General features: G+C 56.0%; 21 protein-coding genes. 7 read left to right on the forward strand and 14 right to left on the reverse strand.

The genetic code is table 11. The features are described from left to right. Nucleotides 1-233: 233 nt before the first annotated feature. From argS to mutL, 6 genes are all read left to right on the forward strand, one after another. Nucleotides 234-1,904 (forward strand): arginine--tRNA ligase, encoded by a 1,671-nt coding sequence (gene argS, locus BUE18_RS16600; protein ID WP_073477319.1) that lies wholly within the window; start codon nucleotides 234-236, stop codon nucleotides 1,902-1,904. Nucleotides 1,905-1,987: 83 nt separating this feature from the next. Beyond that, entirely contained in the window at nucleotides 1,988-2,713 is a 726-nt protein-coding gene (locus BUE18_RS16605; RefSeq protein ID WP_073477320.1) for an SPOR domain-containing protein, read from the forward strand. A gap of 34 nt (nucleotides 2,714-2,747) precedes the next feature. After that, a complete protein-coding gene (gene gatC / locus BUE18_RS16610; protein ID WP_028316045.1) occupies nucleotides 2,748-3,032 on the forward strand; it encodes an Asp-tRNA(Asn)/Glu-tRNA(Gln) amidotransferase subunit GatC in 285 nt (94 codons plus the stop codon). 11 nt (nucleotides 3,033-3,043) lie between these two features. After that, on the forward strand, nucleotides 3,044-4,501 hold the full coding sequence (gatA, locus tag BUE18_RS16615) for an Asp-tRNA(Asn)/Glu-tRNA(Gln) amidotransferase subunit GatA (RefSeq protein WP_073477321.1): 1,458 nt from the start codon (nucleotides 3,044-3,046) through the stop codon (nucleotides 4,499-4,501). 27 nt (nucleotides 4,502-4,528) lie between these two features. Further along, complete coding sequence (locus BUE18_RS16620; protein WP_073477322.1) at nucleotides 4,529-4,714, forward strand: hypothetical protein; 186 nt, start codon at nucleotides 4,529-4,531, stop codon at nucleotides 4,712-4,714. A 73-nt stretch (nucleotides 4,715-4,787) separates the two neighbouring features. Then, complete coding sequence (gene mutL / locus BUE18_RS16625) at nucleotides 4,788-6,716, forward strand: DNA mismatch repair endonuclease MutL (protein WP_073477323.1); 1,929 nt, start codon at nucleotides 4,788-4,790, stop codon at nucleotides 6,714-6,716. On the opposite strand, the gene BUE18_RS16630 is transcribed toward mutL, so the two are convergent. The 14 genes from BUE18_RS16630 to BUE18_RS16695 all read right to left on the reverse strand — a co-directional run bounded on the left by BUE18_RS16630 (nucleotide 6,703) and on the right by BUE18_RS16695 (nucleotide 22,033). Continuing rightward, nucleotides 6,703-7,608 (reverse strand): diguanylate cyclase, encoded by a 906-nt coding sequence (locus tag BUE18_RS16630; RefSeq protein WP_073477324.1) that lies wholly within the window; start codon nucleotides 7,606-7,608, stop codon nucleotides 6,703-6,705. The two genes, mutL and BUE18_RS16630, sit on opposite strands and share 14 nt — an antisense overlap. 56 nt (nucleotides 7,609-7,664) lie before the next feature. Further along, nucleotides 7,665-8,705, reverse strand: coding sequence for a protein-glutamate methylesterase/protein-glutamine glutaminase (locus tag BUE18_RS16635; protein ID WP_073477325.1), 1,041 nt, complete (start codon nucleotides 8,703-8,705; stop codon nucleotides 7,665-7,667). Nucleotides 8,706-8,720: 15 nt separating this feature from the next. Continuing rightward, nucleotides 8,721-9,266: a chemotaxis protein CheD gene (locus BUE18_RS16640; protein ID WP_139264778.1), complete on the reverse strand. Its 546-nt coding sequence runs from the start codon at nucleotides 9,264-9,266 to the stop codon at nucleotides 8,721-8,723. Nucleotides 9,267-9,362: 96 nt separating this feature from the next. After that, nucleotides 9,363-10,196: a CheR family methyltransferase gene (locus BUE18_RS16645; RefSeq protein WP_083611083.1), complete on the reverse strand. Its 834-nt coding sequence runs from the start codon at nucleotides 10,194-10,196 to the stop codon at nucleotides 9,363-9,365. A 1-nt stretch (nucleotide 10,197) separates the two neighbouring features. After that, nucleotides 10,198-10,644: a chemotaxis protein CheW gene (locus BUE18_RS16650; protein WP_073477327.1), complete on the reverse strand. Its 447-nt coding sequence runs from the start codon at nucleotides 10,642-10,644 to the stop codon at nucleotides 10,198-10,200. Next, nucleotides 10,644-13,271, reverse strand: coding sequence for a methyl-accepting chemotaxis protein (locus tag BUE18_RS16655; RefSeq protein WP_073477328.1), 2,628 nt, complete (start codon nucleotides 13,269-13,271; stop codon nucleotides 10,644-10,646). The genes BUE18_RS16650 and BUE18_RS16655 overlap by 1 nt, the downstream gene beginning before the upstream one ends. Nucleotides 13,272-13,287: 16 nt before the next feature. Then, entirely contained in the window at nucleotides 13,288-13,812 is a 525-nt protein-coding gene (locus BUE18_RS16660; RefSeq protein ID WP_083611084.1) for a cytochrome c family protein, read from the reverse strand. Further along, the gene (locus BUE18_RS16665; protein WP_073477329.1) at nucleotides 13,809-16,010 is read right to left on the reverse strand and encodes a chemotaxis protein CheA; all 2,202 of its coding nucleotides are present in this window, start codon (nucleotides 16,008-16,010) and stop codon (nucleotides 13,809-13,811) included. The genes BUE18_RS16660 and BUE18_RS16665 overlap by 4 nt, the downstream gene beginning before the upstream one ends. Then, nucleotides 16,007-16,390, reverse strand: a complete 384-nt coding sequence (locus BUE18_RS16670) for a response regulator (protein WP_015949207.1) — start codon at nucleotides 16,388-16,390, stop codon at nucleotides 16,007-16,009. The genes BUE18_RS16665 and BUE18_RS16670 overlap by 4 nt, the downstream gene beginning before the upstream one ends. 109 nt (nucleotides 16,391-16,499) lie before the next feature. Further along, the gene (locus BUE18_RS16675) at nucleotides 16,500-16,814 is read right to left on the reverse strand and encodes an STAS domain-containing protein (RefSeq protein ID WP_170868391.1); all 315 of its coding nucleotides are present in this window, start codon (nucleotides 16,812-16,814) and stop codon (nucleotides 16,500-16,502) included. Between the two features lie 19 nt (nucleotides 16,815-16,833). Then, nucleotides 16,834-17,697, reverse strand: a complete 864-nt coding sequence (locus tag BUE18_RS16680; RefSeq protein WP_073477331.1) for an NUDIX hydrolase — start codon at nucleotides 17,695-17,697, stop codon at nucleotides 16,834-16,836. Then, on the reverse strand, nucleotides 17,694-20,027 hold the full coding sequence (locus tag BUE18_RS16685) for a hypothetical protein (RefSeq protein ID WP_073477332.1): 2,334 nt from the start codon (nucleotides 20,025-20,027) through the stop codon (nucleotides 17,694-17,696). The genes BUE18_RS16680 and BUE18_RS16685 overlap by 4 nt, the downstream gene beginning before the upstream one ends. Before the next feature lie 203 nt (nucleotides 20,028-20,230). Further along, nucleotides 20,231-21,421 carry an iron-containing alcohol dehydrogenase gene (locus BUE18_RS16690; RefSeq protein ID WP_073477333.1) on the reverse strand — a complete coding sequence of 397 codons (1,191 nt, stop codon included), beginning with the start codon at nucleotides 21,419-21,421 and terminating at the stop codon, nucleotides 20,231-20,233. 57 nt (nucleotides 21,422-21,478) lie between these two features. Continuing rightward, complete coding sequence (locus BUE18_RS16695; RefSeq protein WP_073477334.1) at nucleotides 21,479-22,033, reverse strand: hypothetical protein; 555 nt, start codon at nucleotides 22,031-22,033, stop codon at nucleotides 21,479-21,481. 465 nt (nucleotides 22,034-22,498) lie between these two features. Between BUE18_RS16695 and BUE18_RS16700 the strand changes: the two genes are divergently transcribed. After that, entirely contained in the window at nucleotides 22,499-24,505 is a 2,007-nt protein-coding gene (locus BUE18_RS16700) for an aldehyde ferredoxin oxidoreductase family protein (RefSeq protein WP_073477335.1), read from the forward strand. Nucleotides 24,506-24,562: the final 57 nt, after the last annotated feature.

Raw genomic sequence — 24,562 nt, forward strand, 5'->3', positions numbered from 1 at the left:
GCCAGGCGCCGCCCCCTTACTTGCAGCTTGCTATGCGAAGAGTTAAGATTGTTTTACAATGATAATATAATATTTTTTCAAGCCGTTGGCAAACGCCTTGACTTGAGGGGGCAAAACAAATAAAAATTTTACCCTTTTGGTATCATGATTATATTTGTCGTGGTACATTAATAGGGTTCAGGATCGAAACCGCCCTATCCATTGAAAACAATTATAAAACCAGACGTGGAAAAATGAAAGAAATACTTGCCGAAATGATCACCCGGGCCGCATTCAAGGCCCACGAACAGGGCGTATTGCCCTCGGACGCCATTCCCCAACCCGGCCTGGAAGAGCCCAAGCAGGAAGCCCATGGAGATTTTTCCACCAATATCGCCATGGTCATGGCCAAGGTCCAGAAGATGGCCCCCCGGAAAATAGCTGAGGCCATTGTGGACAATCTGGAAGATCCGGAAAATTTTCTGGTGAAGACGGAAATCGCCGGCCCGGGTTTTATCAATTTTTATTTGCGTCCCAGCCTGTGGCAGCGGGTGGTGAAAGGCATTTTGGATAAAGGCGATGAATACGGCCGCTCCCAAATAGGCGCCGGTCAAAAAGTCCAGGTGGAGTTCGTCAGCGCCAACCCCACCGGCCCCTTGCACGTGGGTCACGGCCGGGGCGCGGCCGTGGGCGACGCCCTGGCGGCCTTGCTGGACATGTGCGGCTTTGAGGTGGAGCGGGAGTATTACATCAACGATTCCGGCCGCCAAATCCGCACCTTGGGCCTTTCGTGCTGGCTGCGGTATTGCGAGCTTAAGGGCAAGGAAGTGGACTTTCCCCAGGATTGCTACCAGGGAGACTATATTAAAGACCTGGCCAAACGCATTCAGGACGAAAACCTGGCCGACCTGGATTCCATGCAGGAAGAGGACGCCGTTTTATGGTGCGCCCGGTTTGCGGCCAACGACATTCTGGACGGCATCAAAAAGGACCTCAAGGACTTCCGGGTGGTTCACGACGTTTGGTTTTCGGAGCAAAGCCTGTACGACGACAACAGCGTGCAGAACGCCCTGGAGCATTTTGAAAAGACCGGCGACATTTACGAAAAAGACGGCGCCAAGTGGTTCAAGACTGAGGATCGCGGCGACGAAAAAGACCGAGTGGTTGTGCGGAACAACGGCCTGACCACTTATTTCGCCTCGGACATTGCCTACCACAAAAACAAATTCGACCGGGGCTTTGACCGGGTTATCGACGTGTGGGGCGCGGACCATCACGGTTACATCGCCCGTATGAAGGCGGCCGTGGACGCGGTGGGCCGGAACAAGGACGCCTTTGAGGTGGTCTTGGTCAAGCTGGTCAATTTGCTTCGGGACGGCGAACCTCTCGCCATGACCACCCGGGGCGGCACGTTCGAAACCCTTGCTGACGTGGTGAACGAAGTGGGCGCGGACGCGGCGCGGTTTATCTTTCTTTCGCGGCATTATGAAAGCCCCCTGGATTTTGACCTGGAGCTGGCGAAAAAGCAGACCAACGAAAACCCGGTCTGGTACGTCCAGTACGTGCATGCGCGAATTTGCTCCATAGAGTCGAAAGCCAAGGATTTTCCGGTTTCCCTGGACTTTGACTGGGACAGGGACGAGGAAATCCTGAAAGAAATCGAGGAAATACGTTTAATGAAGGCTCTGGCGCGGTATCCCGAGATTGTGGAGGGCGCGGCCCGGACTTTGGAGCCTCACCGCATCGTTTTTTATCTCAGGGAGCTTGCATCGGCCTTTCATTCGTTCTACCATGACCACATGGTGCTGAAGGAGGACCAAACGCCTGTGTTAACCAAGGCCCGGCTGGATTTGGTGACCACGGTCAGGCAGGTCATTCGCAACGGCCTGGCCCTGCTTGGCGTGTCGGCCCCTGAAAGCATGTAAGCAAAAAGCCCTCTTTCCGCATCTTGGCGCCTGATTGCGTCGGAATCTGGTTCTGCATGGCGGTTCGCCCGCCGGAGGGGATAATGGCCAAAGCAAAAACAAGGGACAGGGATTTTCGATTTACCAGGAAGGAATTCTTCGTATTCGTACTCTTTGTGTTTGCGTCCATGGCCGCCATGTTTACGCTGGGCATCTATGTGGGACGCGGCCAAAGCCCCATGACTTTTGACATAGAGGCCATGCAAAAAGAGCTTGCCGGTCTGAAAGCGGCCGTGATTCGGGCTGAAAAGGCCCAGGCCGAGGCATTGGAAAAGGAGTTGGCCCGAAAAAGCGAATACGATTTTTTCCAGCAGGTTAAGAATCCTTCGGCGGACTATTCATTTCCTCAAGAGGAAAACATCACCCCGGAGTCCGACGATAGCAGCGGAACTCCGGTGCATTTGAGGGCGAACAAAAGGCCTGAGAACGTCCAGGAGGCCGCTCCGTTGCAGGCGGCCAAGCAAAGCCAGCCTCCGCCCGCTCCTGCGGTCCCTGCGCAGCCGGCGGCTTCCCAGCCCGCCGCCGGGGAAGAGTCCTACGATTTCTGGACGGTCCAGGTGGCGGCGGTGCTTCATCAGCAGGACGGCGCCCGCATGGTGGACAAGTTCTTGAAAATGGGCTATCCCGCTTATATGCTGGAGGCTCACCCGGAGCCGGGAAGAACCATTTACCGGGTGAGAATGGGCCATTTCAAAAGCAGAAAAGAAGCTGAGGCCCTGACCCGAAGGCTTTCCAAGGATTGGAACGATTATCTGATCGTTAAAAAATAGTTTATATCTTCCCGTTTTTTTTTGGAGGAATCGCATGAAAATCAGCGAAGAGGAAGTGCGCCACGTAGCCAAGCTGGCTCGTCTGGACCTGACGGACGAGGAAGTGGCTATGTTCTCCCGCCAGGTTGGGGACATTCTGGATTATGTAGATCAACTCAATACCGTGGACACTGAGGGGGTGGAAGGGGCGTCTCACGCCATTTCCGTGAATAACGCCTTTCGCGAAGACAAGGTTAAGGACTCCATGGACCCGGATCTGGCCCTTTCCAATGCGCCGGAACGGGAAGACACGGATATTATCGTCCCTAAGGTCATATAGGAGAAGCCCTCATGGCACTGCATGAACTCACCATCGGGCAAGCCCGTGAAAAATTATTGAGCAAGGAGATTTCCAGCCAGGACCTGACCAAGGCGGTGCTGGATCGCATAGAAGCCGTAGAGCCCCGGGTGGACGCCTACCTGACCGTAAGCAAGGAAGAAGCCATGGAGGCCGCTCAAAAGGCGGACAAGGCCCTGGCCCAAGGCGAAACCGCGCCTTTGTGCGGCATTCCCATTGCCATCAAGGACGTTATGTGCACCAAAGGCGTGCTGACTTCCTGCGCTTCCAAAATTTTGGGGAATTTCGTCCCGCCATACGACGCCACCTCCATAACCAAGCTCAAAGAGGCCGGCGCGGTGCTGGTGGGCAAGACCAACATGGACGAGTTCGCCATGGGATCCTCCACGGAAAATTCGGCTTTTAAAACCACGAAAAATCCCTGGGACCTGACCCGGACGCCGGGCGGATCCAGCGGCGGATCGGCTGCGGCCGTGGCTGCGGACATGTGCCTTGGCGCATTCGGATCGGACACGGGCGGATCCATCCGGCAGCCCGGCTCCCACTGCAGCGTGGTGGGGCTGAAGCCCACGTACGGCAGGGTATCCCGTTACGGGCTGGTGGCCTTCGCCAGTTCCCTGGATCAGATCGGCCCCTTTGCCAAGACGGTGGAAGACGCCGCCATTTTGCTGCAGGCGGTGGCGGGCTACGATCCTTCGGACTCCACGTCCGTAAACGTGGAGGTTCCGGACTACTCGGCGGCTATCCAGGAAGACGTCAAGGGAATGCGCATTGGCATGCCCAAGGAATATTTTGAAATGGGCGGTCTGACCCCGGACGTAAAAAACTCCGTGGATCAGGCCATCAAGACCATGGAAAGCCAGGGCGTGGAAGTGATGGAGGTTTCTCTGCCTCACTCCAAATACTGCGTGGCGGTGTATTACGTGATCGCTCCGGCGGAAGCCAGCTCCAACCTGGCGAGATACGACGGCGTAAAATACGGGATGAGGGAGGAAAGGGACTCGTTGATCGACATGTATCACGCCACCCGTTCCTCCGGATTCGGCCCGGAAGTGCAGCGCCGCATCATCATCGGCACTTACGCCCTTTCCGCGGGATATTACGACGCGTATTACGGCAAGGCTTCCCAGGTGCGCACCCTGATTATGGAAGACTACAAAAAGGCCTTTGAACAATGCGATGCGATCGTCTCTCCCGTGGCGCCCACTCCGGCGTTTAAATTGGGCGAAAACACAGACGATCCGCTGACCATGTACCTGAGCGACATCTTCACCCTGTCCGCCAACCTGGCGGGCGTGTGCGGGGTTTCCGTACCGTGCGGATTTTCGTCGGAAGGCCTGCCTATCGGTCTGCAATTGCAGGGCAGCCATTTTCAGGAGGAAAAAATATTGAGGCTTGGCCATCATTTTCAGAAGGCCACGGATTTTCATACAAAGCGCCCGTATTTATAGGGAACGCGGGCGCAAGGGGAACAAAATATGTCTACAGTTATGCCAGAGGGAGAAAACATTCGCCGCGCCGTGAAGTTTGTAGGGGAATTCCGCAGCGAAAACCCGGACGCCAAGCCGTCCGTCATCGTGCAGGAAGCAGCCATGCGCTTTGACCTGAACCCGGCGGAGTCCGAATACCTAGCCCGGCTGGTCAGGGGCGAAATGAGCAAGTAAATTCAAAGCCCGGGCCTCCCTGGCTTTTTTATTTGATATAAAAAAAACCGATTTTCATAAAGGCTGAACTTTCGTGGCTCCTGTCAGGATTCTCCCTGAAATTCTTACCAACAAAATCGCCGCCGGCGAAGTGGTGGAACGGCCCAGTTCGGTCTTGAAGGAATTGGTGGAAAACTCCCTGGACGCCAAAAGCACCCGCATCGTGGTGGATGTGAAAAAGGGAGGCAGGTCCCTGATTCAGGTGGCGGACAACGGCGAGGGCATGGATAAGGACGACGCCCTTCTGTGCCTGGAGCGCTACGCCACCAGCAAAATCTATACGGACGACGATTTGTTTTCCATCAGCACCCTGGGGTTTAGGGGGGAGGCTTTGCCTTCCATTGGATCGGTGTCCCGCCTGACCCTGATCACCCGAAAAAAGGATAATCCCGCCGGAACCAAAGTGGTTATGCAGGGGGGCAAGATCGTCAACGTGTCGGAAATCGGGGCGCCGCCCGGCACCATGATTTCCGTAGCGGATTTATTCTACAACGTACCCGCCCGCAGAAAATTCCTGAAAACCGTTGCCACGGAAATGGGTCACATAGCCGACACCATGTCGGCCATGGCTTTGGGCTGGCCCGAAACGGCCTTTGAACTCGTCCACAACGACCGAAAGCTGTTTTCGTGGCCTGCGGCCCAGGATCCTCAGGACCGGATTGCAGACGTGCTTGGCAAGGACGTGGCGCCCGGGCTCATTCGTTTTTCCAAAAAAGAGCCGGAAGTCAGCATTGAAGGCTGCCTGGCCATGCCGGAGTTCTCCCGCACGACAAAACGGGGACTGTACATCTTTGTCAACGGCCGTTTGGTGAAGGACAAGCTGGTCACCCACGCTTTGATGGAGGGCTATAAAGGCCGCCTGATGAAGGGTAAATATCCGGTGGCCGTGGTCTTTTTGCGGGTTCCGCCGGATCAGGTGGACGTGAATGTGCATCCCGCCAAGGCGGAGGTGCGTTTTGTCAATGGCGCCATGGTGCATCAGGCGCTGTCCTCGACAGTAAAGGAAAGCCTGGACGCCCTGGATCAGACGCCGTGGAAGTCGCCGCCCAAAACTCCCGTGCGTACGGAGGCGAGCGAGGATTTGCTCAGGCAGCCGCCCAGCCAGGCGTCTTTTTCGTCCTACGTCAAGGAAGAGCCTTCCTGGATTAAAGCGGCCGCTGCCACGCCTCCCCAGGCGCCTATGTATCGGCCTGAGCCGCGATTCGACGCGCCAAGGGAGTCGCAAAGGCCTTCGGCTCCGTCCTCGCGTCCTGGCGCGCCCTCGGCCCAGCCTCGGGAGGAATCATCGTTTTCCAGGCCGGCGCCGCCGGTTCCGGACCCGGGGTCTGATAGGCCTGAGCCGCAGAGTGCGACACAAAGCCAGTCTGAGGCGCCTCAAGACGGCGTTTCGGATTTAAAGGCTTTGGGCCAGTTCGCCAACGCCTATGTGATCTGCCGGTCGTCCAAGGGCCTGCTGATTGTGGACCAGCATGCGGCCCACGAGAGAATCCTGTTCGAGCAGTTTAAAAGGCATATGGAAGTTGGGGGGATTGAAATCCAGAATCTGCTGATTCCGGAAACCTTTGAGCTTTCCCATATCGAGGCGGAAATCCTGGATCGCATTCTGCCGGACCTGCAAAAGACGGGCATGGACGTGGACCGCTTTTCGGGGCGCACCTTTGTGGTTAAGGCGGCGCCCGCCATGCTTGCGGACTCGGACATTGGAAAAATGGTGCAGGAAATGGTGGAAAAAGTGGCCGAAGCCGGGGGAAACGCCCATTTTTTCGACGCCCTGGACGAATGCCTGATCGTCATGGCCTGCCACGGATCGGTCCGCGCGCACCAAAGTTTAAGTATTCAGGAAATGGATGCTTTATTGAAGCAGCTGGAAGCCTGCGAGCGCCCTTCCCAATGCCCCCATGGGCGGCCCACCTGGCTGTTATGGACGGAGTACGACCTGGAGAGGGCCTTTAAAAGGAAATAACCTGGTTTCTGCCGTTTTCTTTGGCCTTGTACAAGGCTTTATCCGCACATTCAATCAAGGTTTTATGGTCCGGGATATCCGGGTGGGGATAGGTGGCTACGCCCACGCTGATGGTCACGGACAGGCTTAGGTCGTTGGCGATGAATTCGTGCTGCTCCACGGATTCCCGCAGGCGCTCGGCCACCATAAAGGCCGCGGCCGCCGGGGTGTGATACAGGACCAGGGCGAATTCCTCGCCGCCGTATCGTGCGGCCAGATCGGTGTCCCGCAAGCTGTCCTCCACGATTCTCGCCAGGGTGGAAAGCACGATGTCGCCGGTCTGGTGGCCGTAGGTGTCATTAAATTTTTTAAAGTAGTCGATATCGCACAAAACGCAGGACAGGGACTCATGATAGCGCATGGCCCGCTGGAAGTCCTTGGTCATGGCGTCCTGGAAGTAACGGTGGTTATACAGGCCGGTCAGGCCGTCGCGGTTTGCGAGCTCCTGGAGTTGGCGGTTGGTTTCCTGCAGGCTTTCATAGAGCTCCTTGATGCGTAAATGGGTGTTGACCCTGGCGACCAGTTCGCCTTCTTCAAAGGGTTTGGTCACGTAGTCGGATGCGCCCGCTTCCAGGCCGCGGACTTTGTCGGCTGTTTCGGCCTTGGAGGTAAGCATGATGACGGGGATGTCGGCGGTGGCGGGCGAGCCTTTGATTTTTTCGCAAACCGCGTACCCGTCCATGCCCGGCATGATGAGATCCAAGAGGATCAGGTCCGGTTTTATGGTGGCCACAGCCTCCAGCCCCTCCTCCCCATTGGTGGCCACAGTCACCTCATGCCCCCTTGCGGTGAGCATGTTTTTGGCCACATGAGCGATGAGCCTGCTGTCGTCTATCACGAGTATATTAGCCATAATGCAAAAAGCCTTTGCAAATATTCGTTTTGCCGGGAGTCATGTCCGGCTTCCCGTCACCGCAGTTTTGCGCTGGCGAGAATGTCGTTAGGCATGGCGTCCAGGGATGCAATGCGGGTTGCGGCGCCCATTTCAATGGCGGCCCTGGGCATTCCAAAGACCACGGAGGAGGCTTCGTCCTGAGCGACGGTAAAGCAGCCGGCCTGGCGCATGCTAAGCAGGCCGCGCGCTCCGTCCTCCCCCATGCCTGTCAAAATAATGCCTACCGCTTCCCGGCCTGCAACCTGGGCGGCGGACTCGAAAAGCACGTCAACCGAGGGCTTTTGGTGATGCACGGGCGGCGTATCCGTGATCCGAACGAAAAAACCGGCCCTGTCCCTGGCAAGAACCATATGCTTGCCGCCCTGGGCGATTATGACCTTATCCTTCTCCACCCTCTCCCTGTCCACGGCCTCCACGACTTCGCAGGGGACCATGTCGTTCAGGCGTTGGGCGAAAGACTTGGTGTAGTTGGCGGGCATGTGCTGAACCACCAGAATTCCGTTGGTATGAAAATTCATGGAGGACAGCAGCCTTCTGATCGCCGTGGTTCCGCCTGTGGAAGCCCCGATGGCCAGGATTTTATACAACCTGGAGGCCCGGGTTTGGGCGGTCATTTTAGGGGCGACCCGCACCGCCTGCGCCGGGGATATGTTAGCCCGGCCCGCGGCCCGCACTTTGGCCACGATGTCCGCAGCCAGCAACTCCAGGCTCTGATGGGCGGCGCCGTGCACGGGTTTGGGCACAAAGTCCACAGCCCCGGCTTCCAGCGCCTCCATGGTTCGAATGCTGTTTTCCGTGGTGTATGAGCTGATCATCAACACGGGCAGCGGCTTGTAGGACATAAGCCGTTTCAAAAAGGTAATGCCGTCCATTCGCGGCATTTCCACGTCCAGGGTAAGGACGTCCGGAGGATCGGCGATAATCATCTCTCTTGCTTCAAAGGCATCAGAGGCGCTGCCTATGACTTCAATATCCGCTTCGGCGGATAAAATGCGTTTTAGCAAGGACTGCATGATCGGCGAATCGTCCACAATCAGTACACGCAATTTCTTCATGTCGCCTCGTACAAATTAAAACAAAATAACGGAAGACTTTGCCTTCCTGGGATAGAAGACCCTGCCCTTGTAGGCGGTTTCTTCGTCCAGAGTAGTAGGATCGGCTTCCATATCAAATCTTTTTAGCAACACCTTGGTGGTGTCGGAAAAAAACAAAATTTTTCTGCCTTGTTTTCCACCGAGATCGGAGGTTTCCTGGGGGATGCCTTCCAACTCCAGATACTTGGTTGCAAAGCGAATATTGGACCCGGTAATATTTCCGTCGTACTTGCGGAATTTAAGCACCTTTCCGCCGCCGAAAAGTTTGGCCTGGAGCTTATCCCGCCTTGCGCCTTTTTTGATGAGATCGCCGATGAGCAACTCCATGGCGTACATGCCGTAGCGCCCGACTTCCGAGGAGAAGATGTCGTCCGGGTGCACCAGGCCGGGCAGCAAAAAATGATTCATGCCGCCTATCTGCCTTTCCTTGTCGTACAAGCATGCAGCGATGCAGGATCCCAGCAAGGTGTACAGCACCTCGCCTTTCGTACAAACATGGTACTCGCCTGCTCTCAAAAGCACTACCTGCCTGTTGAGTTTGCGACTGTAAAAACGCCTCAAGCAATAACCCCTGTATTCTGTGAGGCAGGGCGCCTCGGGAGTTTGAAATACAGCTCTCTAGTTTTTTTGTTTTTGATACACCGCATGCCCTAAAAGGGAAAAGCGGTCATCAATTCCTATCAATGATTCCGAGGCGCCCAGGCAAAGATACCCCCCGATCGGCAACAGCCGCAAAAACTCCCCCATGATCTGTTGCTTCTGAGTCCTGGAAAAATAAATCATCACGTTGCGGCACAGGATGACATCCATGGGGCCTTTGATGGGATAAGGCGCGTCCAGGAGATTCAGCCTCCTGAACAGGATGGGATTCCTGAGTCTGTCTTTAACCGCATAAAGTTTTTTTCCCCCGTGTCTCTGCGGTTTAAAGAAGCGCGTTGCATAGTCTTCGGGGACATGGCTCATTTCATTGGCGGTGTATCGCCCCCGAAAAGCGTATTTTAAGGAGTCGCTGTCAATATCCGTGGCCAGAATTTTGACGTCCCATGAAACCAACTCCCGGGCCGCCTGCTGGAGCATCATGGCCACGCTGTACGGTTCGTGCCCCCTTGAACAGCCTGCGGACCAGATGCGCATCTGTTTAAGGCCGTAGTTTTTCTGCATGATTTCGGGAATAACCCGTCCGGCCAGGAGATCAAATTGCGGACCGGCCCGAAAAAAGCTGGTCTGATCAATCGTGACGTGGTTGATCAGGGCTCTGAGCTCCTCCTCGTTCTTTCCCGCCTTGAGCATGCGGTAATAGGCGGTGTACGAACTCATCCCCAGGGCTTCCATTCTTTTGGCCAGCCTTCTGCCCAGGGTTTGCCTTCTGGCGGCTTTCAACAAAATGCCTGTCTTGTTTTGAAGCAAGGTCCGGAATAGTTCGAACTCCGTTTCAGACAGGACGGGAATCATTTCAGGTTGCGTCCACCATTTCCAATTCCTCCTGGCTCAGCAGCCGGTCCACATCCAGAAGGATCGTCATCATATCGTCTTTCCTGCCCACCCCTGCCAGGTATTCCCGAGATATGCCCGGCGGCAGGTTTCCCGTGTTCTGGAAGTCGTCGGCCTGAATTTCCACCACGTCCGAAATTTCATCGGCGATCACCCCCATAACCCGGCCGGCAATCTCCACCACAATGATTACGTGGAAAGGGGTGTAATCCGCGGAGGGCAGGCCGAATTTCTCCCGGAGATCGAACACCGGCAGGATGACTCCTCTCAAGTTGATGATTCCCTTAACAAAGCCTTTGACGTGGGGCAGCGGCGTAATCTTACGATAGCTGAAAACCTCCTTGATCTTGAAGATTTCCACGCCGTAGCATTGGTCGTTAAGGGAAAAAACCACGTATTGGGTAGCCATCAGAACTCCTCGAAGCCTTCTTCAAATTCCTGTTCCAGGAGATCGTCGGTCATTTCCTCCATGGAGGGCCGGGTGTTTATCAGGTCGTCCCTCAGGGCCCGGGAAGTGGGCATGGCCCTGCGCCGTTCCCGGCCTTCAAAGGAGGGTCTGGCCTCCATGGGCATTTCCTGATCAAAGGCGTCTTCGTTAAAATCCATTTGATGGGAAATGATGTCTTCGGTCCCCAGGACAAAGACGGCCGTGAGTTCCTGGAGCTTGCGGGCTTTTTCCTTGAGCTTTTGGGTTTCCTGGGCCAGTTCATCCACAAAGGAGGCGTTCTTTTCGTTGACCTCGCAGACTTCCTGGGTGCCCTGGTTGATTTGCTCGATGCCCCGGGAGCTTTCCTCGCTGCCCATGGACACCTCGCCCAAGGCGTCGGAGACCTGGCCTGAAGTTTTCACGATATTGGCGAAACGGCCTTCCAACTCGCCCACCCACTGGCGGCCGGTGGTGACCTTGTCCATAATCTCCCGCACCAGCACCTGGATGTCCTTGGAGGCCGACGCGCTGCGCTTGGCCAGGTTGCGGACTTCGTTGGCGACCACGGCGAAGCCCCTGCCCTGCTCGCCGGCCCGGGCCGCTTCCACGGCTGCGTTGATGGAAAGCAGGTTGGTCTGGAAGGTGATCTCGTTGATGAGGTCCATCATTTCCACGACCTTGGCGCTGGCCGATTCGATTTCCGACATGGCCGCAGCCGTGCGTTCCACCTCGCTGCCGCCCTCGTGGGCCACCTTGACGGCCTCTTTGGAAAGGCCGTCCGCATGGCGGGTGTTGGCCAGGTTCTCTCCGGTATTGCTGACCAGTTCCTCCAGGGTGGCGCTGATTTCCTCCATGGCGGCGGCCTGCTGTTCGGTGCGCTGGGCCAGGTTCTGGTTCTCGCGGGAAATGCGAAGCACGCCGTTGATAACCGGCAGGATGGCCTCCTTGACCTGTTTGATGAGAGCGGCCATGCCGTCCAGGGTTTCGTTGATGCGATGGGTGAGCACGTCCATGGAATCATTGGCGCCCGAAGGGACTCCCCGGGGCGAAAGATCGCCCTGGCTGACCTTGCCAAGCACCTCTGACAGCTCAATAACCTTGATTTCCAGTTCCTTCTTGCCCTTTTCCTCCCGGGCGTAAGCCTCGCGAATGCGGGTTTCCGCCTCCACGTCCGCGGTGAGGTCCCGCATGATCTGGAAGGCGCCCAGAATCTTGCCGGAGGAATCCCGCAGAAGGGCCGCACTGCACAGGATGGGAACTTCCACGCCTTTGGAGTTGGTCAGAGCGATTCTTTTGCCGCTGACGGCCTCGTCATTCTCCATGGCGCTGCGCACGGGGCATTCGTTTTTGTATACGCTGGCCAGAAAGACTTCATGACAGGGCCGTTCCAGCACCTCCTGCTTGCTCAGCCCCACCAGTTTGAGGGCCGCCTCATTGACATAGGTGATTTTACGGTCCGTATCGGTCATGAAGAAGGGGTCTGAGATGCCCAATTGAAGGCTGTTGGCGTATTCAATCCGGTCCTTGATGCTTAAAATCATGGTGTTGAAATTGCGGGTGAGCCTGCCGATGGAGTCGGCTGCGTCGTCGTACACCTCCACGTTGACGTCTCCGCCGGCCACCTGGGCGGTTTTTTCCTGCAGGGCGCCCAAGCGATTGGTCACCATGCTCTGGAACAGGCTGTAAATGATGGCCACAAGCAATCCCAAGGCCAGTATGGACGCGACGCTCATGTAGATAATGTTATATGTGACCGTGGATTGGGTTTCCTTCAAGGGCTGCTGGATGATCATAGCGCCCAGCACCCTGCGGGATTTCCCATGGCAATGGGTGCAACTGTCCCTGTTGAAGATGGGCCTGATGGCGGTCATGAAGGGCGCCTCGCCCGTGGTTTCTTCAAAGACCATGGGGCGCAGCGGGGTTTTGGCTTTTTGAAGGGCGTTTTCCAAAGCCTTTTTATTGCTGGCGGTCACACTTGGAAAAATTTCGCCGATCCGGTCCATCATGCGATCGGTGTCCGCAAGCTCAATGGCGGCCCTGATGTTGTTTTTCACCTTTTCATTGTTTTCCTGCCTGATGACTTCCCTGGCTTTTTCCTCCAAAAAGGCGAAAGGGCCTCTATCCGTGGACTGCAACGCTTCGTCCAGGGCTGTTTGAGGGTCCTCGTCAAAAAGGAGCCGGTCCTTCACCACTTCCAAGCCTTCCTTGGCGGGATCAGAGGCGAACACGACCTTCTTGCGCTGATTGACAATGTAAATGCTTAAACCGCGGGTTTCGGCCTCGGACAACTTCTTGCCGTCCTTGTCCTTTTTGCCTTCATCCTCATCGGTTATGCCGATGGCCTGACTCATCTGATCGCCCGTCTGCCTCAGCTCTCGCCTGACGCTGTCGGTGTCGCCCAGCCGCATGGGATACTCAAAGCCGCCCATGGCTTTGGCCATGAGTTGATAGGAAAAATTGGTGGTGAGCGTTTTGGCGATCTTCTTTTGCACCGAAGAGAAGTAGATCAGGTTGGCTGCCATAAAGAGCATGACAATGAACAACGTAGCTACAAGCATCTTGGTGCGCAGCCGAGTCCGTTTACGAATGGACATGAAATAATTCGTCATTAAGTCCCCCTATGGATCAATGGGCGCCCGCGTAAATTACTTTTTTATATCGGAAAGGTCTTACTTTACCGATGTTGTCTTCGTCTTTTTGTTCATGGCATTTGGCGCACAATTCAATGGTCGGCGTTTTGACAATGTGCGCCTTTTCCATGGTCTCGGTATGCAGCCTTCCAGGGCCGTGGCAAGCTTCGCAACCCACGTTTTTCAGGCCGGGAGTTTCGGTCTCGTTGACAAACCCGGTTTCCTGGCCGTATCCGGTGGTGTGGCATTGGTAGCATTCCTTGATTTCCTCGTCCGTCAGTCCGCCGTCGCCGTCATCTTCTCTCATTCGGTTGATGGACTCCCAGGATTTAGCTTTTCTGGAATTATTGGACCAGGATTCATAATGCTTTTTATGACAGTCGCTGCAAGCTTCCGACCCGATGTAGCCGCCCCCAACAATCCCCCCGTTTGCTCCGGCCATGGGCCAGAGCACCAAAAAAGCCATGGCGGTCCCCGCAACTGCTGCACCGGCTAATTTGGTGAACATCGAAATTTTCATGCGTCGCTCCTTGCCGAAGATCTATTGAAAAACATTTCTTCCAAGGCAAACAGGTCCATGACCAAGGCCACCGAACCATCCCCCATAATCGTTGCGCCCGAGATTCCGGCCACGCTTTTAAAGTTTGATTCCAGACTTTTAACAACCACCTGATGGGGGTCAAGCACTTTATCCACCAAGAGGCCAAAGCGCTGCCTGGACGTATCGATGAAGACCAGAATTGAGCCCCCGCCAACCCGGTCCTCACCGCAATCAATGCCGTACACCTTGGACAAGTGAACCACGGGGACGTACTCTCCCCGGAAGGTGTAAAGCCTTTCCCCGGCGCCGAAAAACTTCACGTGAGCCGGGTCGTATTCCTGGGTTCCCACGACTCCCCATAAGGGAATCAGATAGGACCTGTCCTGGTCCTTAATGTGCAGGGCTTCCAGCAAAGCGAAGGTCAAAGGCAGGGACAGAGTAAACGTGGTTCCCTTGCCCTTTTCCGTTTCGATCTGCATGGTTCCGCCCAGTTGCTCCACTTCGTTCCTGACCACGTCCATGCCCACGCCTCTGCCGGAAAGGGCCGTAATGGCGCTGGCGGTTGAAAATCCGGGCTGGCAAATAATATCCAGGACGTTGGAGTTGTCCACCGTTTCCCCTGGCAGGATGATCTCCCGCTCCACGGCCTGTTCGGCGATGCGGTCCAGGTCCAGCCCGCGGCCGTCGTCGCTGATGCGCACCAAAATCATGCCGCCTTTTTGAAAAGCCCGGAACTCGATGACGCCTTCCGGGGGTTTGCCTGCAGCTTCCCGCTCTTCCGGAGTTTCAATTCCGTGGTCCACGCAGTTGCGAACCAAGTGTTTCAAAGGATCGGTGATGTGTTCGATCACTTCCTTATCCAACTCAGTATCCACCCCGATCAGGGACACCCGCACCCTTTTTCCTTGTTCAAAAGCCGTATCCCGGGCGATGCGCTGAAACCGGCGGAAGGTTCCTTCCAGGGGAAACATGCGGACCTGGGCCACCCGCTCCTGAAACTCCCGATTGACTTTAAGCAGGTTTTCCAACTCCTGGTCCGCCTCTCCGCCGGAAAGCTCGGGCACGCTGCCGAAAAAATTCTGGAGCCTGGAAAGGCCGATGCCGATTTCCTCCGCCAGGTTCACGAGGTGATTGATTTTTTCCACATCCACCCGAACGCTGGTTTTTCGGTAGGTTTGCCGGCTTTCCTCCTGCTGGCCGACGACCTGCTCCAACATGGAAGAATCGATCTTGCCTTCCTCCACCAGAATTTCGCCCAGGCGCTTCTGTTTGCCCAGGGCCACGTCCAGGTCGCCCTTGGTGATTGCGCCTCTTTCCAGGAGGACCTCCCCCAGGGGGCGCTCTCCTACGGCGATGTCCACCCCTTCCTTGTACCGGGCCGTAATGTCCTCAATGGAGATTTCATTATCGTCCCGGACGAACATGAAGACGTCCTCCATCTCTTCGAGGGAAGCCTTTGTCTTGGCCGTCAATCGCCAGGATATGTACAGATTGTATGGGTCGAAAGATTCATAATCAGGCAGCCGGGACATATCGGCCGTCACGTCCACAATGTCCGCCACCTCTTCCAGGCCCAAGAGCAGCAATATGGGATCCTGCCCCCATGAGAACAGGTCCTTACGGAATTTCAGTTCGATTTCATAATATCTTCGCCCGTCTGCGGCAGGGGCTTTGGCTGTTTTTTCCTTGGCCGCCTTAGGCGCCTTGGATGCAGGTTGAGGCGCCGGGGCCGACTGGGGCTTTGATTGAGACTCGGATCTGGATTCCTGTTCGGATTCGGATATCGCGTCCATGCCCAGAAAACGATTTAGCTGGGACTTTCTTGCATGGAGGACTTCCGGCTCGGCCTCGGGTTCGCCCCGCCCTCCCCTTTCCACCATTTTTCTTAAAAAATCGATGTCTTCCAGCAGAAAAGACACCAAGGGCTTGGTAACGGTCAACTGCCCGCCCCTAACCCTTTCCAGGAGATTTTCCAGCAAATGCGAGTATTCGGACACCTTTGTGAAGCCCACCATGGCGGAACCGCTCTTCATGGTATGGATGGCTCGGAAAATTTCCTGCACTTCCCCGCCGGAGCCGGGATTATTTTCCAAACGCAACAGGCTTTCTTCGGCGGACCGCAACAGGTCGTCCGTCTCAGCAAAGAAAATCTGTAAAGTTTCGTCGGCCTCGTTCATCTGGTCCACATGAGTTTTTTAATGGCCCACAACAGCTGTTCCGGGTGAAAAGGCTTGATCAGCCAGCCGGAGGCGCCGGCGGCCTTGCCTTTTTCTATCATGTCCCTTTCGGATTCGGTGGTCAGCACCAATATGGGCAGGAATTTGAACTCGGTTTGCTTAACCTTGCCGATAAAAGTGATGCCGTCCATTTTAGGCATGTTGATATCCGTAAGGATCAGGGACGGAACGTTTCCCTCCCTGCGCATGGTGCTTAAAACTTCCAGGGCGTCCTCTCCATCCTCGGCCATGGCCACCTCGTAGCCTGCGTTGCGCAGGCAAAAGGAAACCGAAGACCTGATGGTGGGAGAGTCGTCTACTACCAGAATATGCTTTTGCATGGTTCTCCATCCTGGCGGCGCTGCAGCCGTCCGGCCCCGCCTGGCGGCTTGTGTGTGCTATGCGCTCAATCTTTCCGTGCGTGCAACCAAAAAGAAGCTTTTGGGCGTCCTATAGCAGATGGGCGGCCAGTCCGCTAATCCGCAGGATCTTTTCCATTTCGGGCGAAAGGCCTTCAATGACCAGCCCATGGGCGATTCCCATGCCCCGTTTAAAGGACGCCAGAAACTGCAATGACGCCGTATCGGCGAAGGCCAATTCGGAAAACGAAAGCGCCACCTTGCCGGATCGAATCGCGGAGGACTCCAGGAATTCCTTCAGGTAATCCAGGTCATGGATGGTCAGTTCGCCTTTGAGGACGTAAACGCCGTTCATGTCCTGGGACACGGAGAAATTTCTGGGAGCGGGCGCCTGATTGTCTTCCATTTGGTCTTCTTTTCCCATTTTACAGACAGGGCATCCACCTGCCGTTTTCCATTACGACCCGCGAGGGTTCGTCGGTACGGGGGGGCTGTTTGTACTCCGGGATGCTGTATTCCGGGTCATGGGGAAGCAGCAGGCCCATGACCTCCCCTTTTGCGAAAGGTTGAGGCAGAACAGGACGGATTTCCTGGTTTTCGCCGGCCGCCAGGATTTCGTCCGCGTTTTTTTTGCCGCATAAAGCCCACAAGTTCATGAACGTGGGCGGCATGAGGTTCAACCTGCCCTCCTGGTATTCCTCCAGACCCTTTTCCGGCCGGATCCACAAGCCCTGCGTCACCTCCCCTTCATCCGCCGCAGGCTCCTGCCCCTCGGGCAGCTTGGCCAGAAAAAATCGCGTATCCCATCTTTTTTTAATATGCTCCGGAGTAATCCAGCGCCTGTGAGGCGCCAGCCTGTCCGGGCGCAGGCGTAAATCCGTATCCTTGACCATTTGCGCCAGGGGAATTTCCCCTTTTCCCAGAGGGTTTCTGTACTTCCATAACGCACGGACACCCCCGGAGGGAAGGCCGGAGGCGAAAAGCACTCCGGATTCTTCAAAGGTTTCCCGAAGGGCGCAAAAATATAATCCCAACGCTTGGGCGCTTTCCCCCAAAAAGCCTTCCAGGCCCCTGGTTTCAGGCTGTTGCGCATAGAGGGTCAAATCCGGGTCTGCGTCGTTTTTATCCACCACGCCTCCGGGAAAAACGTGAGCCCCGGCAAACGACCTGGCTGACGCGGTTCTGGAGACCAGGAAGACCTCCGGCCCCTGCTCGCCGTCCCGCACAAGGATGACCGTCGAAGCGTCCAGGACGCCTGTTTGTTTGCCGTTGGCCTGGGGTTGCGTCATTTTACGGGCCCCTTATTCCGGGTGACGGCGGACATGGAATCCTCCACCCACCCCATGGCCCTTCTCAACAATCCCTTAAAATGGGCTTCCCTGCTGATGGCGTAAAAGGAGGTTTCGCTGGAACGGAGCTCCTTAAGGAACACCAGGTCCGAGGTGGTTCCCACCCTCCCAATGGCGCGAATAATCACCTGAAAAATCTGCAGCAAACCAGAAAGCTGGTCATTGCTGTATTTAAGCCGCCACACGTCCGCGTCCGGGTTGCCGTACTCCCTGCCCGCGCTGCGCAGAACGGCGCGCGCGGTGGCCCCGCCCACCAGGGAAAGAAGGATATACACCTCCCTCTCCAGGGTCAGGATGTACCTTGCCGGCATGGGATCCCTGGTTCCAAAGGGGTCCAGGGTGTCTTTCAAGGACCGGTGGATGCTCCGAACCTTTCTGAAAAACGCGTCCTTGTTCTGCTCGATGAAATTATCGGCGAAGGCCACGGCCTGGGGGTCGAGCCCCTCCTTAACCCTGAGAACCTCCTCAGGAGTGATCTCGATGTCGTTATGGAGCTCCTTGTTGTATTTCCGCAGCAGCAAGGTGGACAGCATGAGCGCGTTCCGGTCGTAAAAGGTGACATTTTCCGGATCGTGGCAGAAATCCCTGAGCAGGACTTCCAGGCCCTGCTTGCGCATTTTCATGCGGTCAATGAGCAATTGCAGGGCGTTCAAAAAGGCGATGCGGTCGTGCCTGTCCATGATTTCCTTGAGATAATACCAAAGGAATTCAAAGACCTTTTTTTCGTGCCGGGAGAAAGCCGGAATGTTTCGCTCAAACTCCCTGCGTAAAAAACCGCCCATGGGGTCGAAGCATCCCCTGAGCAGGGTCACCAGGTCCTCGGCGTCCTTCACCGTGATGGAAAAGTCTCTGGCAATGGTTTGGAAATCAATGGTTTCAAACTCAATGGGGTTTTCCACCATTTTTTTGATTTTGTTCTTCGTGATGGAGCGCTGCGAAAAGAACGCCAACAGGTCCAACAACTTGTGATCCAGGGTGGCGGATATGGAGTCGTTTTCAAACAGGCTGGCGGCCACCATAACGTCCCCGGAAATGGTGATGCTGTAATACACCTCGTCGGGAACCAGATCCAGGCGGCTTTCCACGCTTCCCAGAATGTCTATAATCAGGGACTCCCCTTCCATGTCCAGATCGGCGGCCAGGCCGTTCTTTTGGGACATGCCGGTTTCCACGGCGTTGATCACGTCGGAGGCCAGGGCCAGCCGCTCGCCCAAAACATAGGCGTCCACCGAGCCGTAATCGTCTGCGTACAGGCTGTGCAGGGTCCGGGCGACCTTTTGCGGCTGCAGTCCGAACTCGCTTTGGATGATCCGGGTGAGTTTGGCCTTGAACCGGGAGACCGGCTCGGACGGGTGGTCCGTAATCAGCCAGCGCACGCTGTTCATTTCCACAGGCGGGCGCTTAAGCTGGGCTTTTAATTTTTTAAAGGCGAAAATGGTGTCATAAACGCCTGTAAACTGCTCCAAGGGATCGCCCTGCTTGGCCCTCGCCAGCATAACGCTGATTTTTTGCACCAGTTGGGTAAGCGCCTTTACCTTGACCCCGCTGTAGGCGGCCAGCAGGGAAAGGTTGGGGTCGGGCCGGCCTTTTTCGTCCTTAACGATGGGCGTGGGAGTCAGTTTGGGCGTATTTTCCTTTTCTCCGGGGCTTTTGGGAGCCTCGCCCGACTGAAGGGCCAAAGCGTACCAGTAGCCCGCCAAAAGCTCCAGGGAGTTGGAGACGTTCTTCCTGTCTTCATCAGTCCATTTGCCCATGTGGACAACAAAGCCGCCCAAACCGATCTTGCCCAGATATTCAAAGGCTGTGGTGGCCTTGGAGGGCATATGGGAGGCCGTAACGCCCAGGCGCCTGGCCGTGTCTTGAATCTGGGGAAGGTCCAGGAACAGAGCGCCGTAACGCATAATAAAATCATAGCGCTTGGACGCGGACCCGGCCCCGGGAATGACCCGGCCCAGATATTTCAAAATCAGCCATTCTCCATGATCCGGCATGGTGGAAAGTTTGCGGAGATTCTCCATGATCCGGTTGATGGATTCTTTGGTTTTTTGCAGCGAGCCGGACTGGGCCGTCTGGATAAATGTGGTGAACTCAAAGGCGTAGTCCACCATAAGCAAGCGCCAGGCGTCCCGGCGTTTCTCCTCGTCGTGCAAAGCTTCCGCCAGTCCATTGGCCGCCTTGGCGGGAGAGATTTTATTCCCGGCGTCCACGCCGCCCAAATCGCGAAACAGCTGTTCCGCTTCATTGTCCAGAACGATGTTTCTATCTATCATGTATACGCACCTGGCGCGGCCTGCAAAGCCCCGCCTTTTTGGCGGTCCGGCGCAGATCCCCCGGCATGGGGGAGGCCTCGACCGCCTAACTAACGGAAATCCCAACGATTAGGATAGTATCACGACGGGCGCAATTGGTAAAGGCAAAAATGCCGCAAAAAAACGCAGTTTAATTACGGTTGAAGCACGGCTAGAACCAGCCTTTACAACCAGTCGTAGGCTGCTTTTACTATGGACAGGGCGTCTTCGTAACTCACGGCTTTGGGGTTGTACGTCACGGCCCCGTCGTTAAGCACGGCCGTGGCCGCCTCTTCCAGTTTGTCCAGGGGCACGCCCGCCTGTTTCAGGGTTATGGGCAGCCCGCAGGCTTTGTTCAGCCGGCGATTCAGGTCGCGTACGGCTTCCACGGCCCGGGCCGGGCGGTCTTTTTTGGGAGTGTTGAAGTAAACGTCTTCTCCTGCCAGGGGCAGAAGCAGTTCTCCGTACAGATCGCCGGTTTTATCCAAGTTGAACTCCATGCCGAAAGGCAGGAAAATGGTGTTCGCCACCCCGTGAGGCACATGGCATACGCCGCCCAATCCATGGGCCAGGGCGTGGACGACGCCCACCATGGCGTTGGAAAAGGCCGCGCCGGCCAGCAAAGATGCGTTGGCCATGGCGAAGCGGGCCGCCTTGTTGGAGCCTTTTTCCACGGCGGTGAGGAGGTTGTCCCGAATCAGGGCGATGGCTGCCGTCGCGTGGGCGTCGCTAAGGGGGTTCTTCTGGATGCAGGTATAGGCTTCCACGGCGTGAGTCATGGCGTCCATGCCCGTGGCGGCTGTAATTTTAGGCGGCATGGTCAGGGTCATGCGGGGATCCAGAATCGCCACTTTGGGCAACAGGTGGTAGGAGGTGAAAGGCATTTTGATGCCTCTCTTGGTGTCGGCCACCACGGCCACCAGAGTAACCTCGGACCCGGTTCCCGCTGTTGTGGGAATGGCGATGAAAGGCTGCAGCTCTTTTTTAAGAACCTCGGCGCCCATGAGTTTGATGAGGTCGTCCACGTCTTCCGTCACCACGATGTTCACGGCCTTGGCCGTGTCTATGGCCGATCCGCCGCCAAGCCCCACAATGGAATCGCACTTGTTTTTGCGATAGAGTTTGGCCACTTGGTTGACCACCTCCACCGAGGAGTCGGGGGGAGTGTCTTCGTAAACCGCCGCCAGCACCGCCTCCTGGCCGTGAAAGGCGTCAGCCACTATCTGCATGAGGCCCGCCCCCACAACGCCTTGATCCGTAACCACCAGAGGCCGTTTGGCGCCCAACTGCTCCAGCTCGTAGGGAAGATTGTCCACGGCCTTGTTTCCGGCCACTACTTTGACCGGATTATAATATTCGTAATAGGAAGGTATCATTTATCATGCTCCTTGATTTTTTAGTCGTTTTCCCGCCGCCCGGGGCGGCATAATTTTTTACCGGACAAGCCTTGCCAATTTTCCAAGCCCCACGGGCACGCCCACGCCCAGGATGGCCGCGCGGATTCCGGCCCGTTTCAGAGTCATGGGAGGCACTGATTTTAAAACATTTTTCGCAATAAATTTGGGAAACAAGTAGGCCTGGGCGATGTCCATGCAGCGGATGAGGCTCATGGCCTGGCTGGCGTCTCCTTTGAGGGAGACCCGATGCTCAGCAGAACCTTGCGGGGAGCCCATTTGTCCTGAAAAAATTAGAAAAGCCGACTCCAGGTTTTTGAAAAAAATGGTGAGATCCGCCTCCACCGGCGTTGACCCGGCGTAGCGCAAAATCCCGTTTTCCTTTTTCAGCACCATGGTGGGGCCTTGGGAATGGACGTGAAGCATGATGGTCATGGGATCGTTCCATTTTGCGACCTCCGCGCGCGCGTCCTTGTCCAGGACCGCAGCAGCCTCCAGAGCGCGCCCCAAAAGAAAGAGGCCCGCCTGAATCATGAAGGTCTTCCCCCTCTTTTTTCGCGGTTTCCACCTGTGAGAAACCATGTTTTCATTCATGACTAACTCCTGTTCTAGTAATTGTGAGGGTAGTATTGCGGCAGTCTGTCAAGGCCTTTAAAAACTCGCCGCCTGGAAAAAACTTCCCATGCACCATGCATGAATTTCCACCCGCCGTCAAGACAGAGATCAAGGGGGTCTTTTTTCCTGCCTAATCATTCCAAGGGATAGCCTGATATTTCGTGATACAATTAGAATTTTTTGTATTCTTAATGGGTTTTGCAGGGCGATTTTTTTTCGCTTCCGGACGGGGAATAACCCTACGGAGCTATTGACCACGGGTCATGTCTGTGTTAGGCATTTTTTAAGGTCGCTCGGGATAAACGCTCCAATCCCGAGCCGCGCACAATCCTTTCTTGATTTTACTTGCCGAAGGTAGTCATTTTTTTGTCTTACAGATTGTGCTTGCATGGACTTTTTTTCAACGGGGCCGGTAACAAATTTTTTACAGGGGGGGGAAGGATCATGGCAGTGGAAAAAGAAAAAGCCGGAACTGGATTTTGGGGAAGAATCCTTCACGTAAATCTGACGGAAGGCAGTTTTGAATACGAAGACCTGGACAGGGAAGTGTACGCCAAATATTTGTCCGGGGTGGGCCTGGGCGCCAAGGTGCTTTGGGAGCGTCTGAAACCCGGCGTGGACCCGTTGGGGCCTGACAACATTCTGGGCTTCACCACCGGGGTGTTGACGGATACGCCTTCGCTGTTTACCGGGCGCTTTACCGTGGTGGGCAAGTCGCCTTTGTCCGGCGGGTGGGGAGACTCCAACTGCGGCGGATATTTTGCCCCTTTTTTAAAACGCTGCCAGGTGGACGCGGTCTTTTTTTACGGCGCGGCGGAAAAGCCGGTGTATCTCTACCTGGACGGCAAGGACGTTCTGATTGAGGACGCCGGCGAGATCTGGGGCAAGGATATTATTGAAACCGAGGAATACCTGAAAGCCAAGCACGGCAAGCGGGTTCAGGTGGCTTCCATCGGCCAGGCAGGAGAAAACAAATGCCGGTTTGCGGGCATTTGCAATGACGGAGGCAGGATCGCCGCCCGCAGCGGTCTGGGAGGGGTCATGGGCTCCAAGAATCTCAAGGCCGTGGTTGCCGCGGGTAAAAAGCGCGTAGGGGCCGTCCAAAAGGACGTCATGAAGGAGTTGACCAAGGAGTATCGGGAAAACCTTGGCAAAATGCGCTTTCTGGAAAAAGTCCTGGACGGAAACGGCTTGGCCCTCACCGGCTGGATTACCCGGGTGCTGCCCATTTATCCCCGCCAGCCTTCCTTTTTATGGCGCACCATCCTGAGAAAATTCGGAACTCCGGGCCTGACCGCCATGAGCGCGGAATCCGGCGACAGCCCCATCAAAAACTGGGGCGGCGCGGGATGCAAGGATTTTCCCCTGTCCACGGTCAAGGCCATCGGGCCGGACGCCGTGCTTCAATTCCAGAAAAAGAAATACGGCTGCTATTCCTGCCCGATTCAGTGCGGCGGAATCATGAAAGTGGACAAAGGCCCCCATCAATTGGCCGAAACCCACAAGCCGGAATACGAAAGCATATGCGCCTTTGGCGGCATGGCCCTGAACAATGACGTGTACTCCATTTTCAAGCTCAACGACATGTGCAACCGGGCCGGGATAGACACCATCTCCTGCGGCGCCGTGTGCTCCTTTGCCGTGGAATGCTTTGAAAACGGCCTTTTGACCGAAAAGGACACCAACGGCCTCAAGCTGGCCTGGGGCGACGGCGAAGCCTTGATCCGCCTGACCGAAATGATCATCAACCGGGAGGGGATCGGCGACGTCCTGGCCGAAGGCGTAAAAGTCGCCTCGGAACGCATCCAAAAAGGATCCGATGAATACGCCGTGCATTGCGGCGGGGTGGAGCCGCCCATGCATGATCCGCGCATGGATATCGGTTACGGCATGGCCTACTACTGCGACCCCTCTCCCGGCCGGCACACCATTTGCTCCAACATGTACCTGGACCTGCAGGAATTGGAAAAGCAGTTCCCCAGCGCGGACAAGCCGGCCCAGTTCTTCACGGACAAGGAAAAATACCGCACCGACAACAAAGCCAAGGGCATCGCCATCGACACCTATTTCAAAATGCTCGTGGATTGCAGCGGGTTGTGCTTGTTCGGCACCCAGGCCGGCGGCGGCATGCCTGTGGTCAAGTGGCTGAACGCGGCGACGGGATTCGACTTCACTCCGGACGAGTACCTGGCCATCGGAGAACGGATCCATCAACTGCGCCACGCATTCAACGTGCGCGAAGGCATTAACGAGGCCAAAAACGCGCCCCACGGCAGGGTCTACGGCAATCCGCCTCTCAAGGCAGGCCCGTACAAGAACCTCACCCTGGATATGGACGCCCTGGGCAAGTACTATTACGCGGAAATGGGCTGGGACTGGGAAACCGGCAAGCCCCATCCGGCCAGGATGAAAAACCTGGACCTGGAAACCGTGGCGGAGACGTTTAAATAAATCCGGGAAGCATTTTTCCCGAGACAAATAGTATAGAAAGCCCCCGGTGATTTGTTT

Origin of the sequence: Desulfatibacillum alkenivorans DSM 16219 (assembly GCF_900142135.1) — a bacterium.
GTDB lineage: Bacteria > Desulfobacterota > Desulfobacteria > Desulfobacterales > Desulfatibacillaceae > Desulfatibacillum > Desulfatibacillum alkenivorans.

Excerpts from the sequence above, each read along its gene's own strand:
- gatC (WP_028316045.1), top strand. The coding sequence starts at position 2,748 with ATGAAAATCAGCGAAGAGGAAGTGCGCCACGTAGCCAAGCTGGCTCGT.
- BUE18_RS16695 (WP_073477334.1), bottom strand. The coding sequence starts at position 22,033 with ATGAATGAAAACATGGTTTCTCACAGGTGGAAACCGCGAAAAAAGAGG.
- BUE18_RS16675 (WP_170868391.1), bottom strand. The coding sequence starts at position 16,814 with ATGGAAGACAATCAGGCGCCCGCTCCCAGAAATTTCTCCGTGTCCCAG.
- BUE18_RS16605 (WP_073477320.1), top strand. The coding sequence starts at position 1,988 with ATGGCCAAAGCAAAAACAAGGGACAGGGATTTTCGATTTACCAGGAAG.
- BUE18_RS16650 (WP_073477327.1), bottom strand. The coding sequence starts at position 10,644 with ATGGCTACCCAATACGTGGTTTTTTCCCTTAACGACCAATGCTACGGC.
- BUE18_RS16685 (WP_073477332.1), bottom strand. The coding sequence starts at position 20,027 with ATGATAGATAGAAACATCGTTCTGGACAATGAAGCGGAACAGCTGTTT.
- BUE18_RS16630 (WP_073477324.1), bottom strand. The coding sequence starts at position 7,608 with ATGGCTAATATACTCGTGATAGACGACAGCAGGCTCATCGCTCATGTG.
- BUE18_RS16665 (WP_073477329.1), bottom strand. The coding sequence starts at position 16,010 with ATGAACGAGGCCGACGAAACTTTACAGATTTTCTTTGCTGAGACGGAC.
- BUE18_RS16660 (WP_083611084.1), bottom strand. The coding sequence starts at position 13,812 with ATGAAAATTTCGATGTTCACCAAATTAGCCGGTGCAGCAGTTGCGGGG.
- BUE18_RS16620 (WP_073477322.1), top strand. The coding sequence starts at position 4,529 with ATGTCTACAGTTATGCCAGAGGGAGAAAACATTCGCCGCGCCGTGAAG.
- BUE18_RS16700 (WP_073477335.1), top strand. The coding sequence starts at position 22,499 with ATGGCAGTGGAAAAAGAAAAAGCCGGAACTGGATTTTGGGGAAGAATC.
- BUE18_RS16635 (WP_073477325.1), bottom strand. The coding sequence starts at position 8,705 with ATGAAGAAATTGCGTGTACTGATTGTGGACGATTCGCCGATCATGCAG.
- BUE18_RS16670 (WP_015949207.1), bottom strand. The coding sequence starts at position 16,390 with ATGCAAAAGCATATTCTGGTAGTAGACGACTCTCCCACCATCAGGTCT.
- BUE18_RS16690 (WP_073477333.1), bottom strand. The coding sequence starts at position 21,421 with ATGATACCTTCCTATTACGAATATTATAATCCGGTCAAAGTAGTGGCC.
- gatA (WP_073477321.1), top strand. The coding sequence starts at position 3,044 with ATGGCACTGCATGAACTCACCATCGGGCAAGCCCGTGAAAAATTATTG.
- BUE18_RS16680 (WP_073477331.1), bottom strand. The coding sequence starts at position 17,697 with ATGACGCAACCCCAGGCCAACGGCAAACAAACAGGCGTCCTGGACGCT.
- BUE18_RS16645 (WP_083611083.1), bottom strand. The coding sequence starts at position 10,196 with ATGATTCCCGTCCTGTCTGAAACGGAGTTCGAACTATTCCGGACCTTG.
- BUE18_RS16655 (WP_073477328.1), bottom strand. The coding sequence starts at position 13,271 with ATGACGAATTATTTCATGTCCATTCGTAAACGGACTCGGCTGCGCACC.
- argS (WP_073477319.1), top strand. The coding sequence starts at position 234 with ATGAAAGAAATACTTGCCGAAATGATCACCCGGGCCGCATTCAAGGCC.